Source organism: Methylobacterium sp., assembly GCF_019745455.1.
Classification (GTDB): Bacteria; Pseudomonadota; Alphaproteobacteria; order Rhizobiales; family Beijerinckiaceae; genus Methylobacterium.
Window position 1 is genome coordinate 38,668 of the sequence record NZ_JAIETD010000032.1, and the last position, 20,381, is coordinate 59,048.

Here is a 20,381-nt window from a genome sequence, read left to right on the forward strand (position 1 = left end):
TGGGCTCCATCCGGCAAGGGCCGCCTGCGTCTTGAGCTGCAGGACGGTCGAGCGGGGACCGCATGGCTGTATGTGCGAGAGGCTAACGCTGTCGGTCTTTTGCGCCCGCTGGGGAGGTCGTCGTCTCCAGCGCACCGCGCAGGATGTCGTTCACGCGCACCTGCCAGCCCGGTCCCGACGCCCGAAAACGCTCGATCACGTCGGCATCGAGGCGCAGCGTGACCTGCTTCTTCGGCGAGGCGACCCGAGGCCGGCCACGTCCGCGCCGGATCAGCTTGTCGCCGATGTGGAAGTCGGCCCGTGCCATCATCTCAGCGGTGAGTTCCGGGATGTCGTCGTACTCCTCTGGCTGACTCACGTGCGCATCGACCTTGGCGAGATCTGTATTGCCGACCAACTCAGAAAAAACGGTCCGTAGCGCCTCTGTTCGCGGTCATCGGCCTTCCTCATCGAAAAGACGTGGCGATCCGCACCACGCGGCGTCCAGATCACGATCATCATGCGCTCATGCCGGTAGCCGACGGCCACCATACGAGTCTCGCCGTAGTCAAACCGCTCATCCTCGAACTGAAGAACTGGGCCTTCGAAAATCGCAGCGGCATCGGCAAAGTCGAGGTTCCGTTCCATCAGCGGCCTTTCTCGCTTCGCAGGAACGAACGTGATCGCCATGGCTATCGGTAGCGCACCTCCATCCCGGTTTCGCCGAATAAGTGGCGTTACATAAATTATTCGAGCAAGCCGGTTGCCTTTCGTGCCGAAGTCGGCTCCAGAATGGCACATCGAGGCGGGATGTTAACCATTCGCTAACCATGCCGGACGTCAATGGTCTGGTAAGGAATCGCGAGAGCCCGTGTCCCAGACCTTTCCCTCCCGACGCTCCGTCCAGATCCGCGGCCGTGCCTTCAAGGCGCTGATCCTGACCCCGACGGCGCCGCTGCCCGAGTGGTTCGGCGACCTCGACGCGTCTCTCAAGCGCTCGCCGACGCTGTTCGACGGACGCCCCGTCATCCTCGACGTCTCCGCTCTGGCGCCGGACCGTTCGGGCCTCGTGGAGACGCTGGCAGGTCTCGATACACGCAAGATCCGCATCCTCGGGATCGAAGGCGCCGAGCCGACCCTCGCCGGCCTCGAGTTCCCGCCGCGGCTCTCCGCCGGGCGCCTCGTGACGACGATCGATATCCCGGTCGAGCCGCCGGAGCCGGAACACGCCTCCCTGATGATCGAAGGGTCGGTGCGCTCCGGTCAGTCGATCGTCCACCGGTCCGGCGACGTCACCGTCATGGGCTCGGTCTCGTCGGGTGCCGAGATCCTGGCCGGAGGCTCGATCCACGTTTACGGCGCCCTGCGTGGCCGAGCCATCGCAGGCGCCGCGCGCAATCCGCGCGCCCGCATCTATTGCCGCAAGTTCGAGCCCGAACTCCTCGGGATCGATCGCCTCGTCCGTACGGCCGAGGATATGGGCCCGGCCTTCCGCGGACGCTCCGCTCAGGTCTGGCTCGACGGCAGCGCCATCCGCATCGCACCCTTGGAATAGAAGGACACTTTGAACAATGGCCAAAGTACTGGTCGTCACTTCAGGCAAGGGCGGCGTCGGCAAGACGACGACCACAGCGGCGCTCGGCGCCGCGCTGGCACAAAGCGGTGCGAGCGTCGCCGTGGTCGATTTCGACGTCGGCCTGCGCAACCTCGACCTCGTCATGGGCGCCGAGCGCCGCGTGGTCTACGATCTCATCAACGTCGTGAACGGCGACGCCAAGCTCAACCAGGCGCTGATCCGCGACAAGCGCCTCGACACCCTGCACCTGCTGCCCGCCTCCCAGACCCGCGACAAGGATGCGCTCACCGACGAGGGCGTCGCCCGCGTGATGGGAGAGCTCCGCGAGAAGTTCGATTGGGTGATCTGCGACTCCCCGGCCGGCATCGAGCGCGGCGCGACGCTGGCCATGCGCCACGCCGACCTCGCCGTCGTCGTGACGAATCCCGAGGTCTCTTCTGTGCGCGATTCCGACCGGATCATCGGTCTCCTCGACTCCAAGACGCTCAAGGCGGAACGCGGCGAGAAGATGGAGAAGCACCTCATCCTCAGCCGCTACGACCCCGCCCGGGCCGACCGCGGCGACATGCTCAAGATCGACGACGTGCTCGAGATCCTCTCGATCCCGCTGCTCGCGATCGTGCCGGAGAGCCTCGAGGTCCTGCGCGCCTCGAACGTCGGCTGCCCGGTGACGATGAACAATCCGCTCAGCGCCCCGGCCCGCGCCTATATCGACGCGGCGCGCCGGCTCAGGGGCGAGACCGTGGCGATGTCGGTCCCGTCGGACAAGAAGTCCCTGATCAACAAGCTCTTCACAAGGAGGGCCGCATGAACATCTTCAACCTGTTCGGAAAGCGGCCCTCGGCTCGCGTGGCGAGCGACCGTCTCAAGCTGATCCTCGCGCATGAGCGGTCGGGCAGGGGTGGCTCGGATCTCGTGCTTCTGCTGCGGGAGGAGATCCTCGCGGTTATCGAGCGCCACGTGGCGGTGGAGCGCGACAAGGTCCAGATCCGCCTGGAGCGCGGCATCGGCGTCTCGACGCTCGGCGTCGACATCGAGCTCCCGGTCACGGTCGGCGGGGGATTGGCGGCGGCCTGATACGGGCCACACTCGACCGGAGCGCGGGCTGGTTCAGCAAGCCTGCGCGGGCGATCAGGCTTCACGGGAGTCGAGCTTCAGCGTCTCGACAGGCGGAAGCCCGGCGCGTGATCGGGCTGCGTCGTGACGACGGCCGCCGGAAGCACCGGCCGCGTTCCCTCGATGGTCATGCGGAAAGCGCCGGCGAGCTTCGCGAGAGCGAGCGTCGCCTCGGCCAACGCGAATTGTGCGCCGATGCAGATGCGCGGCCCGACGCCGAATGGCAGGTAGGCCATTCTCGGGATCGCAGGCGCACCGGGCAAGAAGCGGCGCGGGTCGAAGGCGGCTGGATCCAGCCAGAGGCGGCGATGCCGATGCAGGATCCACGGCGAGATCGCGACCACGTCGCCCGCCGCAATGGCCTGTCCTGCGACGACGTCGGGACCCTGCGCCATGCGCACGATGATATGTGCCGGCGGATAGAGCCGCAGGGTCTCGTCGATGACGGCTCGCGTCAGCGGAAGCCTGTCCTCCCATCCCATTTCGAGATCCGCTCCCGCCTCTTGCGCCTCCTCGGCCACCGCGTCCTGCCACTCGGGTGACAGCGCGAGCAGGTAAGCCGCCCAGAGCAGGGTGACGGCAGTGGTTTCGTGGCCGGCCATGATCATGGTGGCGACCTGATCGCGCAGTTGCTCCCGGGTGAATCCCTCCCCCGTCTCGGAATCGCGTGCGGCTACGAGAAGATCGAGGAGGTCGCCGGAGGTCGCGGTGTCGCCCTTGGCCTCCCGGGCGGCGATCACCTCGTCGAGGAAGCGGACCCACCGTCGCCGAAAGAGCGCGCGGGGAATGTCGTGGGGTGCGGGCCAGCGCAAGGGAAGAAGAAGATCGGGCAGGTGCGGGCGACCCAGGCGTGTCTGATACGCCGCGATCATCTGCCTGAGCCGCTCTCCGTGACGGCGCATGTCGACTGAGAACATGGTGCGGCCGGCGATCTCGAGGGCGAGGTGCTGGAGCGCGTCGAAGAGGTCGACCGGTCCCGCCTCTGCCGCTGCAGCAACCCTCGCGATCGCTTCGTTCGTCGCAGACAGGATGTGCGGAACCAGGACTTCGACCGCCCGCGGCGTGAAGGCCGGAGCGAGCACACGGCGCTGGCGGCGCCAGGCCTGTCCCTCGCTGATCAGCAGGCCGTCGCCGAGCATCGGTCGCAATACGCGCACGCTCGCGGGCGTGCGCCGGTAGTTCGGCACGTTGTCGACGAGGACGTGGCGGATACCGTCGGGGTCGCTGACCATGAGGTTGCTGCGGCCGAGCAGGCTGCGGCGCGACACGAGTTCCTCATAGGCGCGCTTGGACCAGCCGGCAGTCCCGTTCGTCCTGATCGCCGCGATGAACCGGAGCATGGAAAGGTCGTGTTCGGGCGGTTCCGGAACCGGCGGCACTAGCCTCGATGTTCCGGCAGGAGCGGCGTGGGCGTCCATCGGAGCTCCCAATGATGCAGCGATCAGTTGCCCCGGATATGACCGCTCATGCGCCGATGAACAATCCGGCGATGGCCGCGCTCGTCAGGTTCGAGAGCGTGCCGGCCAGGATCGCGCGGAGGCCGAACCGGGCAACCTCCGCGCGGCGCTCCGGCACCAGGGCGCCGAAGCTCGCGAGCTGCACGGCGATCGAGGCGAGATTCGCAAAGCCGCACAGCGCGAAGCAGACGATGGCGCTCGTGCGCGGGTCGAGTATACCTGCCTTCAGGGTCGGGGAGAGCTGCGCGTAGGCCAAGAACTCGTTGAATGCGATCTTCTGGCCGATGGCACCGCCGACAAGCCCTGCCTGCTCCCACGGCACACCCAGCAGCCAAGCGAGCGGCGCCAGCGCGGTCCCAAGCATGCCCTCCAGGCTGAGCGTCGGATACCCGAAGTAGCTGCCTCCCCAGCCGATCATGCCGTTGAGAAGCGCGATGAGCCCGACGAAGGCGATCAGCATCGCGCCCACCGAAGCGGCGACGACGAGGCCCTTCTGCGTGCCGTCGGCTGCCGCTTCGATGACGTTGGCTGCGCGGGTCTCGCCGAACTCGACCCGCATGGTCTCGATCCGCGTCGGTTCGGTCGTGGGCACCAGGATCTTGGCGTAGAGGAGACCGCCGGGGATCGCCATGGCGCTCGCCGCCAGGAGGTATTCCATGGGCACGCCGAGTGCGGCATAGCCGGCCAGGATGGTCCCAGCCGTCGAGGCGGCGCCGCTCGACATCACGGCGAACAATTCAGCGCTCGTCAGCACCGCGAGGAATGGGCGAAGGGCTACCGCGATCTCGCTCTGGCCGATGGCGATGGTCACGACCGCCGCGAAAGTCTCGATCCGCGAGGTGCCGATCAGTCGCTGCAGGCCCGCGCCGAGCGCTCGGGCCACCGCCTGCATGATGCCGAAGTGATAGAGCACCGCGATCAGGGCCGAGACGTAGAGGATCTGCGGCAGCACCCGCAGGGCCAGGATGAACCCGCTTCCGCCGAACAGTTCGACCATGCGCGGTTCCACCAGGCCGCCGAACAAGAAGGCGACGCCGCGATCCCCATAACCGAGCACCGTCTCGACGAATCCAGCGGCCGCCGCGAGGGAGGCACGTCCCGCGGGAACGAACAGCACAAGCGCTCCCACGGCGACCTGGAGCGCGAGGGCCGAAAAGACGACGCGTGGGCTGATCGCGCGACGGTTCGTCGAGAACAGGAAAGCGACCGCGAGCAGGATCAGGATGCTCGCGCCGGCGTGAAAAAGCTTTTCGTTCATAAGGCCCCGCTTATTCGGGCCTGGGAGCAAGGTCGATGCCGAGATGCATAATCCTTGGACGCTTGGGCACGGGTGGCGACGAGCGAGCCGGGGTCTCTGCGCACCGCGCAGACCTTGCGACCGCAGCTGAGGTCGCTCGCCGCAATGAGCCGTCGCCACGTCAGCACCGTCCCACCGCCATGCATATCGGTTTTTGGGAACGGCTCCCGTCTTGCCTCGTTGAAGGCTCAAGCTGCGCCGTGTTGCCGGCGCGTCACGTCATCAGGGTAGAGCCATGAGCCTCATCGGTCGCATCGTCACCAAGCTCCTCGGCACCGAGGACCGTCCGGTCGCCCGCGACGACCGCAACGTCGATTCCAGCAACCCGATCGGACGCCTCGTCACCAAGATCCTGCGCAAGTGAATCCTGCGCAGGCAAGGCGGCGATGAGCGGCGGGCATCAGGCGGCCCGCCGCTTGCCCTTCCTCTCGCGACCTTGTCCCGGCGCGATCTTGCCCTGCCGCGATCGATCAAGGACGAATCTCGCGTAATCGTCCATGTCGCCGGTGAACGGTTTCACCGTGTTGTCCGCCGCGAGCCACAGGCGATCCGCGACGAGCTCCATCAGCGAGCGGTCGTGGGTGATCAGAATGACGGCACCGCCGTAATCGTTGAGGGCGTCGAGCAATGCGCGGCGACTGTCGATGTCGAGGTGGTTCGTCGGCTCGTCGAGGATGAGCAGATGCGGCGCCTGCATCGCCACAAGGTTGAGAAGCAGCCTCGCTCGCTCCCCGCCCGATAAGGAATCGACCGTGGTTTCCTGCTTGTCGAACGGCAGACCGAAGCTTGCGAGCTTGGCACGGCGCGAGGATTCGCTGTCGTCGGGCCGTTCGCGCCGGATGATGGCCAGCGGTGTGTCGGCGGGGTCGAGGGCCTCGATCTGGTGCTGGTGGAACCAGCCGACCTGAACCCGGCCTTCGCGCACCATGCGTCCGTCCCGGACCTTGAGTGCTCCCGCCACCATCTTGGCGAAGGTCGACTTTCCGGCGCCGTTGACACCGAGAAGCCCGATCCGGTCATCGACATCCAGCGTCAGGTTGAGGTCGCGCAGCACCGGCGCGTCATCACCGTAGCCGATGGTCGCGTCGGTGAGATGCATCAGCGGTGGTGCCAGCGGGCGCTTCGGCGAAGGCAGGTGGAACGGTGCGACATGCTCCTCGATCGTGGCCGCGATCGGTTCGAGCTTCGCCAGCCGCTTCACCCGTGACTGCGCCTGGGCCGCCTTCGAGGCCTTTGCTTTGAAGCGGTCGATGAAGCTTTGGAGGTGCGCGCGTTCGGCGTCTTGCTTCGCCTTGGCCGAGAGTTGGAGCCTGGCCTTCTCGGCGCGACGCTTCTCGAAATCGTCGTAGCCACCCGTGTAGAGCTCGAGCTTCTCGCCCGAGACGTGGAGGATGGCGTCGACCGAGTTGTTGAGGAGCTCGCGGTCGTGGCTGATGATCAGCGCCGAGTGCGGGTAGCGCTTGAGCCGCGCCTCCAGCCAGAGAGCGCCTTCGAGGTCGAGGTAGTTGGTGGGCTCGTCGAGAAGCAGCATGTCGGGCTCGGCAAAGAGCGCAGCGGCGAGCGCCACCCGCATCCGCCAGCCGCCCGAAAACTCCGCCATCGGCCGTGTCAGGTCGGCCACCGAGAATCCCAGGCCCGCCAGGATCTCGCCCGCACGGGCAGGGGCGCGGTCGGCGTCGATCTCGATAAGGCGTCCGTAGATCTCGCCCATGCGCTCGGGCTCGGCGGTCTCGAGTTCCTGGTTGAGGGCCTCGCGCTCGATATCGGCGGCCAGGATCGTGTCGATCAGGCTCACGGGCGTTGCCGGGTGCTCCTGGTCGACCGAGGCGATCCGGGCGGTCTTCGGCAGAGACACCAAGCCGCTATCGGGCTGGAACTCGCCGAGGATGATCTTGAACAGGGTCGACTTCCCGACTCCATTACGGCCGACGAGGCCGACCTTGGTTCCGGGCGGCACGGTGACGCTCGCCCGGTCGAAGAAGCGGCGGCCCCAGGCGTTGAAGGTGAGGTCTTCGATCTGGAGCATGCCGGGCCAATCGCGAACGGTCTCGCGGATCGATAGACCCACGCTGATCACTCGTCGTATCGCAGTGCAGCATGAAGCGCGAGGGACGGATGCGCAGGCCGGCTCAGCGTGCGGCGACGATTGCCTTCACGAGCGGCGCGGTCGGCACGTTTTTGAACCAGAAGGCACCACTGCGTCCCTTCTCGTATCCGTCCTGGTAGAGGCTGCGCATATAGCCGGTGTCGAAGCCCCTGGCCGCGTTGGCGTTGGGAGCGCTCTCGTCGATATATGTGAGATTGAAGCCGATCCCGTTGCTGCGGGTGAAGGCGTAGGTCGATGCCAATGTCGCCCGGCTACGGGCGCGGCTCGCGGTCGTGAAGGACCGCTCGACGATCGAGAGCGTGTTGTTCTGCGCCGGATCGAATTCCGGCTCCAGGCGGCCGTTGATGATGACGTAGATGTCGGATTTGCTGCTGACGCGCAGGCGCCCATCGCGCAGCAGGAATGATTGCGGCAGCGTGAACACCGGCGTCACCACAGACCCGTCGACGTGCATCTCCTGGAAAGCACGCCCCTCGGCCTGCACCTCGAGGAATTGCGGCGGGAAAACCGCCGGGATGCTGGCCGAGGCCGTCAGCACGTCTGAGAACAGGGAGACCGCGTTCGGGCTGTTGCTCGCGGCGATCGCACCCATGTTCCAGATGACGGCGCGCTGCGAATCGAGGTTGGTCGTCACCACGAGGAGCCTGCGGCCCTTGGCGTGCTCCGCCGCGATGGCAGTGAGGAGATCGGGCGTGACGTAGCGGCCCACGAGCTCGCGCAGGCGCCCGTCGCCGAACAGCCCCGAGCCGAACAGCACGTTGGCGACGCTCGGCGACTGCACCAGCGTCGAGGCGACGCCGCTCGTGTAGAAATCGGTGAGATAGGAATCGTAACCCGAACCCAGGAAGGCGAAGGGCGCGATCAGGGCGCCGGTGCTCACCCCCGAGACAAGGGAGAATTCGGGCCGCTTGCCCGAGGCGGTCCAGCCGTTGAGGATGCCTGCGCCGAAGGCGCCGTCGCCGCCGCCGCCGGACAGGGCGAGATAGGCGAAGGGTTTGCGCTGTGCCTCGGGGCGCGCCACCATCTCGGTAAAGGTCTTCTCGGAGGCGTCGGCGAAGGCACGGACGCTGAGATCCATCCCCGGCACCGACGCGGCTGCGGCCTCGCTGGCCGTGTATGAGACGCGAGGGGTAGAACCGCAGGCGCCGAGATGGGCGGCGAGGGCGATGACGATAGTGGCACGGAGCCACTTGGAGCGGGCAAACATGGTCATTCTCAAGCCCTGAACCCCGTTCGTGCCAGCCCGCCGCTACGCGGAGACCGCAAGCTGAAACGGCTCAGCTTCGGCGAGAACGAGCTTGACCATACCATCGTTCCCACCGCCGCCCAATAATCCGGGCCGCTCGGCAAACCGAGGTGTCGCATCGCACTTGTGCCGCCGTGAGACCTTTCAGAACCTGTGCCTCGACCGTCAATCGACGATCATCCCAGACGCCGCGAGCAGATCGGGGATCATGGCCCTGACCTTGAAGAAGCCGCGGGTCGAGTGCGGCCAGACCCGCTCGTCCCACGGCCTGCGGATGCGCAGGCAGGGCGGCAGTGCCTCGGCGGAGGGACCGACCGGCGCCCAAGGTGCGACGACCTGATATTCGCCCGCCCATCCCGGCGCGACCGGTAGTGCCTTGCAGCCGAAGTAGACCGAAGCCCGGTTCAGGGCGTCCGCCATCGCGCTCTCGTCGGCCTGGCGCACGCGGTCCACCGCTCCATCCGCATGGGCGACGAGACCACCGACGCGGACCACGCAGGCACCATCGAGGGGCAGGCTCTCGGGGAGGAGGTCATCGAGATGGATAAGCAGGGCGATGTCGCCGCGGGGAAGCGCGTCGGCGGATGGCAGCTTCGCCGCCGGGGCAGGCTCCCGCTCGTCCAGGGCCTCGGGCGCCTCGTCGAGGCCCTGCGGGTCGTAACGTCCGTCGGTGTAGCGGCGGATGTTCTCGGCGCGGGCGACGTAGTGCTTGCCGCGGGTATGGAGGCCGCCGACCCAGCGCCAGGACAGGGTGTTGCTCGCGGGGTCGCCGTCGAGGAGGTGAGCCAGGAAGAACTCGGCCCCGAGCGCCCAGGGTAGGCGCAGGGTGAAGATCCAGATCGAGGCGAACCACATCCGGGCATGATTGTGGAGCCAGCCGGTCTCGACGAGATTCCGCGCCCAGTCGTCGAAGCCGTCGATGCCGGTCTGTCCGGACACGGCCTTCTCGTAGGTCCGGCGCAGGCCGGATTCTCGCTCGAGACGGGCGTGACCCTCGGCAACGCGGGCTCGGTAATCGTTCCAGATCCCGGGTCTCGTCTCGAGATAACCCTTGAAGTAGCTGCGCCAGACGACCTCCTGCACGAAGCGCTCGACGGCCCCCGGCCCATGCGCGTGGATCGAGGCGGCGATCACCTCCTCCTCCGTCAGCAGGCGCCGGCGCAGGTAGGGCGAGAGCGCCGACGTGGTCGGCTCGGCATCCAGACCGCGATCGGTGTTGCGCTGCCCGGCATAGGCCCGGCCCATGCGCGGCACGAAGCGGCCCAGCCGGTCGAGGCCCGCGTCGCGGGTGAGGATGTTGTCCATGGGGCCGAGATAGGGCGGGACAGCCCCGGTGGTCATCTCGGGCAGACCGACGCAGGCCTCAGCGGTAGCCCGCAGCCTGCAGGTCGAACAACTCGGCGTAGCGGCCGCCGAGGGCCTGCAGCTCGGCATGCGTGCCGGCTTCGAGCACGCGCCCGCCCTCCAGAACGAGGATGCGGTCGGCCATGCGGACGGTGGAGAAGCGGTGCGAGATGATGAGCGCCGTGCGGCCGCGGCTGAGATCGCGGAAACGCTGGAACACCTCGAACTCGGCGCGGGCGTCGAGGGCGGCGGTGGGCTCGTCGAGGACGAGGATCTCGGCCTCGCGCATGTAGGCGCGGCTGAGGGCGATCTTCTGCCACTCGCCGCCGGACAGGTCGACGCCGTCCTCGAAGCGCTTGCCGAGCGGCTGGTCGTAGCCCTTCGGCAGCTTCTCGATGACCCTGTCGGCGAGGCTGCGCCCGGCCGCCGCGGCGATGCGCGGGGCCTCGTCCCGGGCCTCGATCCGGCCGACCGCGACATTCTCCGAGGCGGTGAAGTTGAACCGAACGAAATCCTGGAAGATGACCCCGATCCGCCCGCGCAGGGCGTCGAGGTCGTAGGCGGAGAGCTCGCGCCCGTCGAGGAGGATTCGGCCCTCGGTGGGGTCGTAGAGCCGGGTCAGGAGCTTGACGATGGTGGTCTTGCCCGCGCCGTTCTCGCCGACCAAGGCGAGGACCTCGCCGGCATCGAGGTGGAAGCTGAGGTTGCGCACCGCCCAGGTCTCGGTCCCGGGATAACGGAACCCGACATCCTCGAACACGACCCCTTGGACCATCGGCGCCGGGAAGGGAGCGGGATCGGCCGGCGAACGGATGCTCGGGACCACGGCGAAGAACGAGAACAGGTCGTCGAGGTACTGAGCCTGCGAGGCGATCTGCGAGAAGCCCAGCAGCAGACCCTCGATGAGGCTGCGCAGGCGCTGGAACGATCCGGCCAGGAAGGCGAGGTCGCCGATCGAGAACGAGCCTGCGACCGTGCGCCAGACGATGGTGGCGTAAGCGGCGTAATAGGCCAGCGTTCCGAGCGCCGCGAAGGCACCGCCCCAGGCGGCGCGGCGAATCGCCAGCGCCCGGTTGTCGGCCACGAGCTTGATCGCGAGGGCCCCGTAGCGTCCGGCGATGTAGTCGTTGAGGCCGAAGAGCTTGACCTCTTTCGCCGCCTCCACGCTGGCGCCGAGATAGCGCAGGTAGTCGATCTGGCGTCGCTCCGGCGTGCGGGTCCAGGCGAGGCGGTAGCCCTGTCGATTGAAATAGGTCTCGTTGAAGAAGGCGGGGACGAGGGCGATCGCCAGGAGCAGGATCAGCCAGGGGGCGAAGGCGAGGAGCCCGAGGGCGAAGGAGGCCAGGGTGATCAGGTCCTGTAACTGCCCGAAGACCTGGGAGAGCAGGCTCGACCGGCCGGTGACCTGGCGCCGCGCGCGCTCGAGGCGATCCTGCTGGGTGCTGTCCTCGAACTGTTCGAGATCGAGTTCGGCGGCGTGCCGCATCAGCCGCAAGGTCGCGGCGTTGCCGTAGAGGTCGGCGACGAGGCCGTCGACCAGGGTGCTGAGACGCCCGAGGAGATCCGACAGCACGGCGAGACCGAACTCGATGCCGACCAGCGTGACGAGCGCCCGGCGATGCGGATCGGTGAACCAGGCCTCCCAACTTTCCGGAAGCGGGCGGCCTTGCTCGGCGACGATGGCATCGAGGATGAGCTTGGCTACATAAAGGGCGAGCACCGGCAGACAGGCGCGTACCAGGCGCAGAACTAGGCTCGCGACCAGCAGGCGCGGGCTCGCGGCGTAGACGAGTGCGAACAGGGCGGGCAGGTGGCGAAGGTTGCCGACGCGCTCGGCCGCGGCACGGCGCAGCGTGGCCGCGTCAAGGAAAGAGAGCAGGCGCATTGGCGCGACCATGACGCGAGCCTCGGCGCCCGTCGATCCCGCTCACTCACGCATCCGTGTCGCAGGGCGTGCGAACGCTGCCCGAAACCGTGGTGGATGGCAGGGCCGCGATGCTCCGCCCCGCCAATACCTATGGTAGCGTCCCGCCGCTTAATTTGCGTGAAATGGAAACGATGCTCAGCGGTTCAGCCCTGATCAGGGTCGCCATCCTCGTTGTCGTGGCGGCCATGCTCGCGGCGCTGGTTCAGATATTCTGGCCTTCCTCCCGGATCGACTCGGAGGCCGAAGTCACTGCGGCGTCTCCGCCGGCGGTCTCGAGTGCCGCTCCGCCACTCCAGGACGCTCCGCGGCCTACCGCCTCGCCGCAGGCAGCTCCCTTGCCCCCGTCGCAGTTGCCTCCTCCTGTTTCCGCGCCAGCCCTATCTCCGGCACCACCCGTGGAGCGAGCCCCGCCAGCCGTCGAGGCTCCTCCGCCCGACCCTGCAGCTCTACCGTCGCGCCAGGGAGGCGCCAGCGTATCGGCTGATGCTTCGCCGCCGCCGGCGCTGTCTGTCGTCGACCTCAACACCGCGTCACTCGAAGAGCTCAACGGACTTCAGGGGGGAGGTGCCATCGGCAAGGCGATCATCCGGGCGCGTCCCTACAGCTCGGTCGACCAGTTGCTCTCGAAGCGGGTGCTCAGCAAAGGCACGTATCAGCGCATCAAGGACCAGGTGACGGTGCGCTGAGGTGTAGCGTCCGGCGAGCGGTGATCTTACACTCGTCGCCGATCACACCCGTCTTTCGCCTGGCTCACGAGGACCGACCATGCTGACCCAAACCCGCAACGCCATCCTGCGTGAGGACCTGGGCGTCGAGGAGACCACGGATTCCGATCACGTCGTGCGTTGGGACGGCGAGCGGCTCTACGTCGAGCATGACATCTACCACAATGGCCAGCTCGTTCACCGCAAGTACCGCAAGACGATCACCGAGCCGGTGGCCAGGGCGCTGCAGGCGCTGATCAACCGGGTGCAGCAATAGACCAAAGCTGCAAGCCAGCTCCGTCAGCGATCCTCGGCGATCCGCCGAGATCGCCATCGATCTCAGAATACCGACGGCACGAACATCTCGGGCGGCACCGGGTGCCGGGCGTAATCGTCATGCCGGACACGCTCGGGCAGCTCCACCGCCGCATGGGACACGTCGCCGTAGGGGATTTGCGCGAGCAGATGCGCGATGCAGTTCAGCCGCGCACGCTTCTTGTCCACCGCCTCGACCACCCACCAGGGCGCCTCGGGAATATGCGTGCGCTCCAGCATGATCTCCTTGGCCTTGGTGTAATCCTCCCACAGGCGGCGCGACTGCACGTCCATCGGCGAGAGCTTCCACTGCTTGAGCGGATCGTTGATGCGCATGTTGAAGCGTAACTGCTGCTCCTCGTCGGTGATCGAGAACCAGTACTTGATCACGATGATGCCTGAGCGCACCAGCATTCGCTCGAACTCGGGCGCCGACTGGAAGAACTCCTCATACTGCTCCTGGGTGCAGAACCCCATCACGCGCTCGACTCCGGCACGGTTGTACCAGGAGCGATCGAACAGCACGATCTCGCCGGCCGCCGGCAGGTGAGCGACGTAGCGTTGGAAGTACCATTGGGTGCGCTCGCGCTCGTTCGGCGCCGGCAGGGCCGCGACCCGGCAGACGCGCGGATTGAGGCGCTGGGTGATGCGCTTGATCGCGCCACCCTTGCCGGCGGAATCGCGACCCTCGAACACCACGACGACGCGCAGCTTCTGCGCCTGCACCCAGTCCTGAAGCCGCACCAGTTCGTGCTGGAGCCGGAATAGCTCGCGGAAGTAGATCCTGCGGTCGAGGGTCGGAGCGCGGGTATGGCTCTTGAGCCCGGCAGCCAGTTGTTCGAGGCGTTCCTCCTCGAATTCGAGTTCGAGCTCCTCGTCGAAATCGTCCGTCACTTCCCGACGAACCGCCTCGATATTCGCGGCCCTTGCCGCATCCGCGCTGTCACTCATCTCGCTCGCTCCGCTTCGTCGTTGCCGGTGTAGAGCATGGCTTTGTGACAGTTGGGCGAAGACCGTGTGAGCGCCATGCAGGCCGGGTGGATCTTTCGATGGGCGGCGGCTCGGCCCTCAGGGTCCCGTCTTGCGGCAACCGGAAAGCGAGCCGTCATCAGATTGTCGTGTGCCCTCGGCACCGCATGGGCGAACGCGGCCCTGTCCGGCCGATCGGAAAACTCCGATGCTCCATCTTCTCACTGATCCGGCCATCTTCCCGGGTCTTCTCTTCGCGACCCGCTTCGAGGCCGATGGGACCAGCCGGCCGATCGAGGCCGAGATCGACGAGCTTCGCGCTCCGACCGATGGCGGCTTCCTCTGGCTTCATCTCGACCTCGTCGATGCCCGGATCGAAGGCCCTATCGCGCAGGGACGGCTGGGCCCTGCCCCCCTTGCCTCGGCGACCTTCAGCCGGGACGAGCACCAGCGCGTCGTGGTCGACGGGCCATGGATCGGCCTCGTCCTCTGCGACCGGGAGCGGGCCTTCGACGGGACCGTGGCCGCCTTGCCGACGAGCCGCCTCCATTGCCTCATCGGGCCGGAGATCGTCATCACCGGGCGCCGCCGTGCCTCGGCCGGCGCCGAAGCGGTCCGCGACGCGGTTCTCGCCGGCAGGCGCGTCGCCTCGCCTGCTCATCTGGTCGAACTCTGCGTCGATGGCGTGATCCACGCGGCGCACCTGGCAACGGTGACCTGCTCGGATTCTATCGATGGGATCGAGGACAGGCTGCTCGACGGCGAAGGACGCGCCGATGCGGGAGCGCTGGCGCCCCTGCGGCGCAAGGCGGTGCGGCTGCAAAGGCAGCTCTCCGGCCTTCACGCCGTCGTCCATCGGCTGGAGACGGAACTCGACGAGCCGGAGGAGTGCCCCGAGACGGTGAAGGCCATGGCGGCTCGGGTCGTGCAGCGCCTCGACGCTCTCCATCGAGACATGCAGCTCCTGTCCGAGCGCAGCCGCCTGCTGCAGGACGAGATCGCCGCGCGCACGGCCGCCGAGACCAACCGGCAGCTCTTCACATTGTCGATCCTGACGGCGCTGCTCCTGCCGCCGACGCTGGTGACCGGCGTCTTCGGCATGAACACCAAGGGGCTGTTCCTCGCCGATTTCGAGAATGGTTCGACCATCGCCCTCGGGATCGGCGCGCTCGCGGCCTTCGCGGTCTACCTGATCATCCGGCGACTCGGCATCGTGCGCCCGCGCGGTTGATCGAGCGGGGCAATGCGCCCATGACCGCGCGGCAACTGTCATCGAACCGTCAGACATCGCGGTAACGGTACGCGATCCCTCCAAGGAGCCGACACCCGCATGGACTTCTTCCGCCGCTTCACCGTGCTGATGTGCGCCCCGAACTTCGATCCGGACGACCTGGAAGGCGTGCGCGTCCAGCAGATCATCGGCTCCGTGGAGAAGCTCGGCTTCGAGGTGGTCCGCGCCCGGCGCGTCGAGGACGCCGCCATCGCGGTCCAGACCGATGCCGCCATCGGCTGCATGGTGGTGGATTGGGGCAAGCGTGGCCTGGACGGGAAGGCGGCGGCGCTGATCAACCTGATGAGGAAGCGCGGGCTCGAAATGCCCATTGTCATCATGGTCCGCCGCAAGCGCCTGGAGGACATCCCGGTCGAGGTGCTCGACTTCATCGACGGCTACATCTTCCTCGCGGAAGAGACCCCCGACTACATCGCCCGCGGCCTCGTCAGCCGGGTCAAGCAATATGCCGAGACCCTGAAGACGCCGTTCTTCGGGGCGCTCGTCGACTATGCCGAGCAGGGGAACCAGCTCTGGACCTGCCCAGGCCATAACGGCGGCATCTTCTACAACCGCTCGCCGATCGGCCGGATCTTCGTCGAGCATCTCGGCGAGGCGGTGTTCCGCGACGACCTCGACAACTCGGTGCTCGATCTCGGCGACCTCCTCGTCCACGAGGGCCCGGCCCTCAAGGCGCAGAAGGAGGCGGCGGTCATCTTCGGGGCGGAGAAGACCTATTTCGTCCTCAACGGCACCTCGGCCTCGAACAAGATCGTGCTCTCGGCCCTGGTCGCCGAGGGCGACCTCGTCCTGTTCGACCGCAACAATCACAAGGCGGCGCATCACGGCGCGCTGTTCCTCGGCGGCGCCGTCCCGGTCTTCCTGGAGACCGACCGCAACTGCTTCGGCCTGATCGGGCCGATGTATCATGAGGCCCTCGATGAGGCCGCGATCCGCGAGAAGATCCGCACCAATCCGCTTGTGAAGGACAAGGATGCCTGGAAGCGCGAGCGCCCGTTCCGGGTCGCCGTGATCGAGCAATGCACCTATGACGGGACGATCTACAACGCCGAGATGATCATCGCGAAGATCGGGCATCTTTGCGACTACATCCTGTTCGACGAGGCCTGGGCGGGCTTCATGAAGTTCCACCCGCTCTTTGCCGGCCGCTTCGCCATGGGGCTGAAGAACCTCGACGAGACCTCGCCGGGCATCATCGCGACGCAATCGACCCACAAGCAGCTCGCGAGCTTCTCACAGGCCTCCCAGATCCACACCAAGGACAGCCATATCCGCGGCCAGACGCGGCGGATCGAGCATAGGCGCTTCAACGAGACCTTCCTCGTCCACGCCTCGACCTCGCCGTTCTATCCCCTCTTCGCGTCCCTCGACGTCGGCGCGCAGATGATGAAGGGCCGTTCAGGGGTGGTGCTCTGGGACGACACGATCCGGCTCGGGATCGAGTGGCGCAAGAAGGTCCGGGCCATCCGCCGCGAATTCGAGGAGAAGGAGGGCGATCCGCTCCGGCGCTGGTTCTTCGACCCCTTCGTGCCGGACACGGTCAAGGGACCGGAGGGCAAGGTTCCGTGGGAGAGCCTGACGACGGACGAGCTCGCAAGCGACCCGAAGTACTGGGAGCTGACACCGGGCGCGTCCTGGCACGGCTTCACCCATGTGGCGCCGAACTACGCCATGACCGACCCCAACAAGCTCACCGTGCTGACGCCGGGGTTCGACCGGCGCACCGGCGAATATGCCGAGCACGGCGTGCCCGCGCCCATCGTCGCGCAATACCTGCGCGAGAACCGCATCGTCCCGGAGAAGAACGACCTCAACTCTCTGCTCTTCCTCCTGACACCGGGGGTCGAATCGTCCAAGGCCGGCACGCTGATCTCGGGCCTCGTCGCCTTCAAGCGCCTGCACGACGACAACGTGCCTCTCGAAGACGCGATGCCGGAATTCGTCCGGCGCCGGCCCAACCGCTACAAGGGCGTGCGCCTGCGCGACCTCTGCGCCGACTTCCACGCCTTCCACCGCGAGCACGGCACCAGCACTCTCCAACGCAAGCAGTTCGAGCCGGGGCACCTGCCGGAAATGGTGATGACCCCGAAGGAAGCGGTGCAGCAGCTCACCCGCAACAACGTCGATTACGTGCCGATCGCGGAGGCCGAAGGGCGCGTGGCGACGACCTTGCTTCTGGTCTATCCGCCGGGCATCGGCACGGTGCTGCCAGGCGAGCGCCTCGACGAGCGGGCCAAACCCATGCTGGACTACTTCAAGATGTTCGAACGCTCTGCCAACCTGTTCCCAGGCTTCGAGGCCGAGATCCAGGGCGTATTCCGCGATGTCGAAGCCGACGGCCGCATCCGATTCTACACCTACGTCATGCGCGAGGGCCGTTGACGATGGCGCAGGGCCTGCCGGCCGCTCCGGAGCACGACATCGTCATCCGGCCGTCGTCGGATGCCGACGTGCCGGCGATGGTGGCGATCTACGCTCATCACATCCGCCGCGGCGTCGGGGACGTGGCGGACGACGATGCCGGTGCGCTCCATCCCGACGATCTCAAGCGGCGCCGGAAGGCCATGCGCAAGAAGCGCCTGCCGCACCTCGTCGCCGACCGCGACGGAGTCGTTGCCGGTTATGCCTATGCGGTGCCGTTCCGCAAGCGCCCGGCCTATCGCTACACCCTCAAGCACTCGATCTACGTCCACCACCAGCACCTCCATGCCGGGATCGGGCGGCGGCTGCTCCCGGCCCTGATCGAGGCCTGCGCCGCGGGCGGCTACCGCCAGATGATCGGCTATATCGACGCGCAGAACGAGGCGTCCCTGCGCCTCCACGAGGCTTGCGGCTTCGCCCGGGTCGGGCTCCTGCCGGCGGTCGGCTACAAGTATGGGCGCTGGAGCGACAGCGTCATGGTCCAATGCGCCCTCGGAACAGGCTCAGGCGACCAACCGGCGACGTGGGGCCGTCCGGTGGAGGCGATCGTCGCGGACCACGACTGGAGCGGGACGTGACGGAGACACGGCGTTCCTGATAGATCCAGGCCGTATTCAGGAGACGGCATGAGCGCGACCGACGAACTGCTTTACGAGGCCGACGCCGCTGGGATCGCCCGCATCACCCTGAACCGGCCGCAGGCGCGCAACGCCCTGACCTTCGCGATGTATCAGGGGTTGATCGACCGCTGTGCGGCGATCGAGGCCGATGCCTTGGTCAAGGTCCTCGTCATCGCGGGCGCCGGCGACAAGGCCTTCGCGGCCGGAACCGACATCGCGCAGTTCCGCGATTTTTCCTCGGCGCAGGATGCGATTGAGTACGAGCGCTTCATGGACCGGGTGATGAATGCGCTCGAACGCCTGCGAGTGCCGGTCATCGCGGCGGTGGCGGGTGCCTGTACCGGCGGCGGCGCGGCGATCGCGGCGGCCTGCGACCTGCGCATTGCCACGGAGGACGCGAAATTCGGCTTCCCGATCGCCCGGACCCTCGGCAACTGCCTCTCGCTCGTCAACCTCAAGCGGCTCTCGGACCTCATCGGCCCCGCCCGCGTCAAGGACATGATCTTTACCGCCCGCCTCGTCGGCGCGCGGGAGGCGCTCGCCATCGGGCTCGTCGGCGAGGTCGTGCCGGATGCCGTAGCGCTCACGACCCGGGCCACCGAGCTCGCCGCCCTCGTCGCCGGCCATGCGCCGCTGACCCTCCGGGCCACCAAGGAAGGTCTTCGCCGCCTTCAGGCCATGGACGAAACAGAGGGCGAGCGCCCCGGCGATGATCTCATCCGCCTCTGCTATACCAGCGCCGACTTTCGCGAGGGGATGGAAGCGTTCCTCGGCAAGCGGGCGCCGCATTGGACGGGGCAGTAATCTAGAACCGTTACGCGACAGCGCGGCCGGAAGCGATCATCACGGCGCGAAAGCGTAGCTGCGCTATATCTTTCACCCATCAAGACTTATCGTCCGGCCGCTTCTAGCGATTCGGTGCGGGGTGCTGTGTCATGACGCGTGTCGGTTGGGGATTTCTGGCCCTCCTTGTCGGGTTGTGGCCGGCCATTGTTGCAGCCGATGCCACCGAGCCGACCAAGGACATCCCCGGGGTCAAGGACAGCCCTGTGCTGAAGCGCTACGAGGGCGCCTACATCGTCGGTTACGAGAAGTCCGCCTACACGGACTTCAAGGTGCCGCTGTCGAAGCTGGAGCAAACCGATCAGCGCGACGTGACGAACAACCGCCTCTACGTGCCAAAGCAGCAGCAGGAGCTCGAAGGCGCCCTGACCCGGCTCGTCTATCTCATCCCCGCCGGCCGCTCGCCCTTCGAGGTGCTGCGCAACTACCAGGATGAGATCGAGGCCGGCGGCGGCTCGGTCCTCTACTCGTGCAAGGCCGAAGGCTGCGGCGGCGACCACACCCGGTCCTCTTCCGGCGGCGGAAGCTCCTCCAGCCTGATGATGTATTTCTTTCGTGCCGCCGACGTGAAGGACCCGGCTTTCTCGAATGGGGCTTGCGCGGTCACCAGCACGATCAGCGATCAGCGCTACATGACCGCCAAGCGGCCCGATCCGGACGGGGACACCTGGCTCACGGTCCAGGCCTTCCGGGTCGACGGAGGGCCCTATTGTAAGGCCTTCACCGGTCGCACCGTCGCCGTCGTGCACCTGCTCGAACCGAAGGCGCGCGAGCGCAAGATGACCACCGTCAAGGCCGACGAAATGGCCAAAAGCATCGGCGCCACCGGCAAGGTCGCCCTCTACGGCATTCTGTTCGACACGGCCAAGACCGACGTGAAGCCGGAATCCGCCCCGACCCTCCAGGAGATCGCCGGCCTGATGAAGGCCGATTCCAAGCTCGCCGTCATCGTGGTCGGGCATACCGACAACCAGGGCGGCTACGATTACAACGTCGACCTCTCGAAGCGCCGCTCGGACGCGGTGATCAAGGCGCTCTCGGGCAGCTACGGCATCGACGCCAAGCGCCTCAAGGCCGCCGGGATCGGCATGGTCGCGCCGACGGCCAGCAACGACGACGAGGCCGGCCGCGCCAAGAACCGGCGCGTCGAACTGGTCAAGCTGAACTGA

At 67.0% G+C, this 20,381-nt stretch carries 20 protein-coding genes; 11 read left to right on the top strand and 9 right to left on the bottom strand.

Annotated elements, in window-relative coordinates; all coding sequences use genetic code 11:
- Nucleotides 1–82 precede the first annotated feature (82 nt).
- Nucleotides 83–358 carry a BrnA antitoxin family protein gene (locus K2Y56_RS07240; protein WP_292506536.1) on the bottom strand — a complete coding sequence of 92 codons (276 nt, stop codon included), beginning with the start codon at nucleotides 356–358 and terminating at the stop codon, nucleotides 83–85.
- Nucleotides 355–669 carry a BrnT family toxin gene (locus tag K2Y56_RS07245; RefSeq protein ID WP_292506538.1) on the bottom strand — a complete coding sequence of 105 codons (315 nt, stop codon included), beginning with the start codon at nucleotides 667–669 and terminating at the stop codon, nucleotides 355–357. Before K2Y56_RS07245 ends, K2Y56_RS07240 begins: the two co-directional genes overlap by 4 nt.
- A gap of 181 nt (nucleotides 670–850) precedes the next feature.
- Between K2Y56_RS07245 and minC the strand changes: the two genes are divergently transcribed.
- From minC to minE, 3 genes are read left to right on the top strand one after another with little or no spacing between them, the layout of a single operon-like run.
- Nucleotides 851–1,534 (top strand): septum site-determining protein MinC, encoded by a 684-nt coding sequence (minC, locus tag K2Y56_RS07250; RefSeq protein ID WP_292506540.1) that lies wholly within the window; start codon nucleotides 851–853, stop codon nucleotides 1,532–1,534.
- A 16-nt stretch (nucleotides 1,535–1,550) separates the two neighbouring features.
- Entirely contained in the window at nucleotides 1,551–2,366 is an 816-nt protein-coding gene (minD, locus tag K2Y56_RS07255; RefSeq protein WP_292506542.1) for a septum site-determining protein MinD, read from the top strand.
- Nucleotides 2,363–2,632: a cell division topological specificity factor MinE gene (gene minE, locus K2Y56_RS07260; RefSeq protein WP_292506544.1), complete on the top strand. Its 270-nt coding sequence runs from the start codon at nucleotides 2,363–2,365 to the stop codon at nucleotides 2,630–2,632. Before minD ends, minE begins: the two co-directional genes overlap by 4 nt.
- 77 nt (nucleotides 2,633–2,709) lie before the next feature.
- Here minE and K2Y56_RS07265 read toward each other — a convergent pair whose 3' ends face one another.
- Entirely contained in the window at nucleotides 2,710–4,089 is a 1,380-nt protein-coding gene (locus K2Y56_RS07265; RefSeq protein ID WP_292506546.1) for a cytochrome P450, read from the bottom strand.
- A gap of 46 nt (nucleotides 4,090–4,135) precedes the next feature.
- Nucleotides 4,136–5,386 carry a nucleoside transporter C-terminal domain-containing protein gene (locus K2Y56_RS07270; protein ID WP_292506548.1) on the bottom strand — a complete coding sequence of 417 codons (1,251 nt, stop codon included), beginning with the start codon at nucleotides 5,384–5,386 and terminating at the stop codon, nucleotides 4,136–4,138.
- A gap of 274 nt (nucleotides 5,387–5,660) precedes the next feature.
- On the opposite strand from K2Y56_RS07270, the gene K2Y56_RS07275 reads away from it, so the two are divergent.
- A complete protein-coding gene (locus K2Y56_RS07275) occupies nucleotides 5,661–5,789 on the top strand; it encodes a TFIIS helical bundle-like domain containing protein (RefSeq protein WP_292506550.1) in 129 nt (42 codons plus the stop codon).
- A gap of 36 nt (nucleotides 5,790–5,825) precedes the next feature.
- Here K2Y56_RS07275 and K2Y56_RS07280 read toward each other — a convergent pair whose 3' ends face one another.
- The 4 genes from K2Y56_RS07280 to K2Y56_RS07295 all read right to left on the bottom strand — a co-directional run bounded on the left by K2Y56_RS07280 (nucleotide 5,826) and on the right by K2Y56_RS07295 (nucleotide 12,007).
- Entirely contained in the window at nucleotides 5,826–7,493 is a 1,668-nt protein-coding gene (locus K2Y56_RS07280; RefSeq protein WP_292506552.1) for an ABC-F family ATP-binding cassette domain-containing protein, read from the bottom strand.
- 61 nt (nucleotides 7,494–7,554) lie between these two features.
- Nucleotides 7,555–8,745, bottom strand: coding sequence for a patatin-like phospholipase family protein (locus K2Y56_RS07285; RefSeq protein WP_292506554.1), 1,191 nt, complete (start codon nucleotides 8,743–8,745; stop codon nucleotides 7,555–7,557).
- Nucleotides 8,746–8,943: 198 nt separating this feature from the next.
- A complete protein-coding gene (locus K2Y56_RS07290; RefSeq protein WP_292506556.1) occupies nucleotides 8,944–10,119 on the bottom strand; it encodes an FAD-binding domain-containing protein in 1,176 nt (391 codons plus the stop codon).
- A gap of 22 nt (nucleotides 10,120–10,141) precedes the next feature.
- A complete protein-coding gene (locus K2Y56_RS07295) occupies nucleotides 10,142–12,007 on the bottom strand; it encodes an ABC transporter ATP-binding protein (protein ID WP_292506623.1) in 1,866 nt (621 codons plus the stop codon).
- Between the two features lie 173 nt (nucleotides 12,008–12,180).
- Here K2Y56_RS07295 and K2Y56_RS07300 point away from each other — a divergent pair, with 173 nt between their 5' ends.
- Both K2Y56_RS07300 and K2Y56_RS07305 read left to right on the top strand, forming a co-directional pair.
- On the top strand, nucleotides 12,181–12,735 hold the full coding sequence (locus tag K2Y56_RS07300) for a helix-hairpin-helix domain-containing protein (protein ID WP_292506558.1): 555 nt from the start codon (nucleotides 12,181–12,183) through the stop codon (nucleotides 12,733–12,735).
- A gap of 79 nt (nucleotides 12,736–12,814) precedes the next feature.
- Nucleotides 12,815–13,030, top strand: a complete 216-nt coding sequence (locus K2Y56_RS07305; protein ID WP_292506560.1) for a hypothetical protein — start codon at nucleotides 12,815–12,817, stop codon at nucleotides 13,028–13,030.
- Between the two features lie 62 nt (nucleotides 13,031–13,092).
- Here the strand turns inward: K2Y56_RS07305 and ppk2 are convergent, their stop codons facing one another.
- On the bottom strand, nucleotides 13,093–14,019 hold the full coding sequence (gene ppk2, locus K2Y56_RS07310) for a polyphosphate kinase 2 (protein ID WP_292506562.1): 927 nt from the start codon (nucleotides 14,017–14,019) through the stop codon (nucleotides 13,093–13,095).
- Between the two features lie 226 nt (nucleotides 14,020–14,245).
- On the opposite strand from ppk2, the gene K2Y56_RS07315 reads away from it, so the two are divergent.
- The 5 genes from K2Y56_RS07315 to K2Y56_RS07335 all read left to right on the top strand — a co-directional run bounded on the left by K2Y56_RS07315 (nucleotide 14,246) and on the right by K2Y56_RS07335 (nucleotide 20,381).
- Nucleotides 14,246–15,268, top strand: a complete 1,023-nt coding sequence (locus K2Y56_RS07315) for a CorA family divalent cation transporter (RefSeq protein WP_292506564.1) — start codon at nucleotides 14,246–14,248, stop codon at nucleotides 15,266–15,268.
- 99 nt (nucleotides 15,269–15,367) lie between these two features.
- Nucleotides 15,368–17,710 carry an Orn/Lys/Arg decarboxylase N-terminal domain-containing protein gene (locus K2Y56_RS07320; protein WP_292506566.1) on the top strand — a complete coding sequence of 781 codons (2,343 nt, stop codon included), beginning with the start codon at nucleotides 15,368–15,370 and terminating at the stop codon, nucleotides 17,708–17,710.
- 2 nt (nucleotides 17,711–17,712) lie between these two features.
- Complete coding sequence (locus K2Y56_RS07325) at nucleotides 17,713–18,327, top strand: GNAT family N-acetyltransferase (protein ID WP_292506567.1); 615 nt, start codon at nucleotides 17,713–17,715, stop codon at nucleotides 18,325–18,327.
- A 48-nt stretch (nucleotides 18,328–18,375) separates the two neighbouring features.
- On the top strand, nucleotides 18,376–19,173 hold the full coding sequence (locus K2Y56_RS07330) for an enoyl-CoA hydratase/isomerase family protein (RefSeq protein ID WP_292506570.1): 798 nt from the start codon (nucleotides 18,376–18,378) through the stop codon (nucleotides 19,171–19,173).
- Nucleotides 19,174–19,304: 131 nt separating this feature from the next.
- Nucleotides 19,305–20,381: an OmpA family protein gene (locus tag K2Y56_RS07335; protein ID WP_292506573.1), complete on the top strand. Its 1,077-nt coding sequence runs from the start codon at nucleotides 19,305–19,307 to the stop codon at nucleotides 20,379–20,381.

Coding starts and splice junctions, on each gene's coding strand:
- K2Y56_RS07320 (WP_292506566.1), top strand. CDS start 15,368: ATGGACTTCTTCCGCCGCTTCACCGTGCTGATGTGCGCCCCGAACTTC.
- K2Y56_RS07285 (WP_292506554.1), bottom strand. CDS start 8,745: ATGACCATGTTTGCCCGCTCCAAGTGGCTCCGTGCCACTATCGTCATC.
- K2Y56_RS07295 (WP_292506623.1), bottom strand. CDS start 12,007: ATGCGCCTGCTCTCTTTCCTTGACGCGGCCACGCTGCGCCGTGCCGCG.
- minE (WP_292506544.1), top strand. CDS start 2,363: ATGAACATCTTCAACCTGTTCGGAAAGCGGCCCTCGGCTCGCGTGGCG.
- K2Y56_RS07325 (WP_292506567.1), top strand. CDS start 17,713: ATGGCGCAGGGCCTGCCGGCCGCTCCGGAGCACGACATCGTCATCCGG.
- K2Y56_RS07315 (WP_292506564.1), top strand. CDS start 14,246: ATGCTCCATCTTCTCACTGATCCGGCCATCTTCCCGGGTCTTCTCTTC.
- K2Y56_RS07290 (WP_292506556.1), bottom strand. CDS start 10,119: ATGACCACCGGGGCTGTCCCGCCCTATCTCGGCCCCATGGACAACATC.
- K2Y56_RS07270 (WP_292506548.1), bottom strand. CDS start 5,386: ATGAACGAAAAGCTTTTTCACGCCGGCGCGAGCATCCTGATCCTGCTC.
- K2Y56_RS07335 (WP_292506573.1), top strand. CDS start 19,305: ATGACGCGTGTCGGTTGGGGATTTCTGGCCCTCCTTGTCGGGTTGTGG.
- K2Y56_RS07245 (WP_292506538.1), bottom strand. CDS start 669: ATGGCGATCACGTTCGTTCCTGCGAAGCGAGAAAGGCCGCTGATGGAA.
- ppk2 (WP_292506562.1), bottom strand. CDS start 14,019: ATGAGTGACAGCGCGGATGCGGCAAGGGCCGCGAATATCGAGGCGGTT.
- K2Y56_RS07275 (WP_292506550.1), top strand. CDS start 5,661: ATGAGCCTCATCGGTCGCATCGTCACCAAGCTCCTCGGCACCGAGGAC.
- K2Y56_RS07265 (WP_292506546.1), bottom strand. CDS start 4,089: ATGGACGCCCACGCCGCTCCTGCCGGAACATCGAGGCTAGTGCCGCCG.
- K2Y56_RS07305 (WP_292506560.1), top strand. CDS start 12,815: ATGCTGACCCAAACCCGCAACGCCATCCTGCGTGAGGACCTGGGCGTC.
- K2Y56_RS07330 (WP_292506570.1), top strand. CDS start 18,376: ATGAGCGCGACCGACGAACTGCTTTACGAGGCCGACGCCGCTGGGATC.
- K2Y56_RS07300 (WP_292506558.1), top strand. CDS start 12,181: ATGCTCAGCGGTTCAGCCCTGATCAGGGTCGCCATCCTCGTTGTCGTG.
- minD (WP_292506542.1), top strand. CDS start 1,551: ATGGCCAAAGTACTGGTCGTCACTTCAGGCAAGGGCGGCGTCGGCAAG.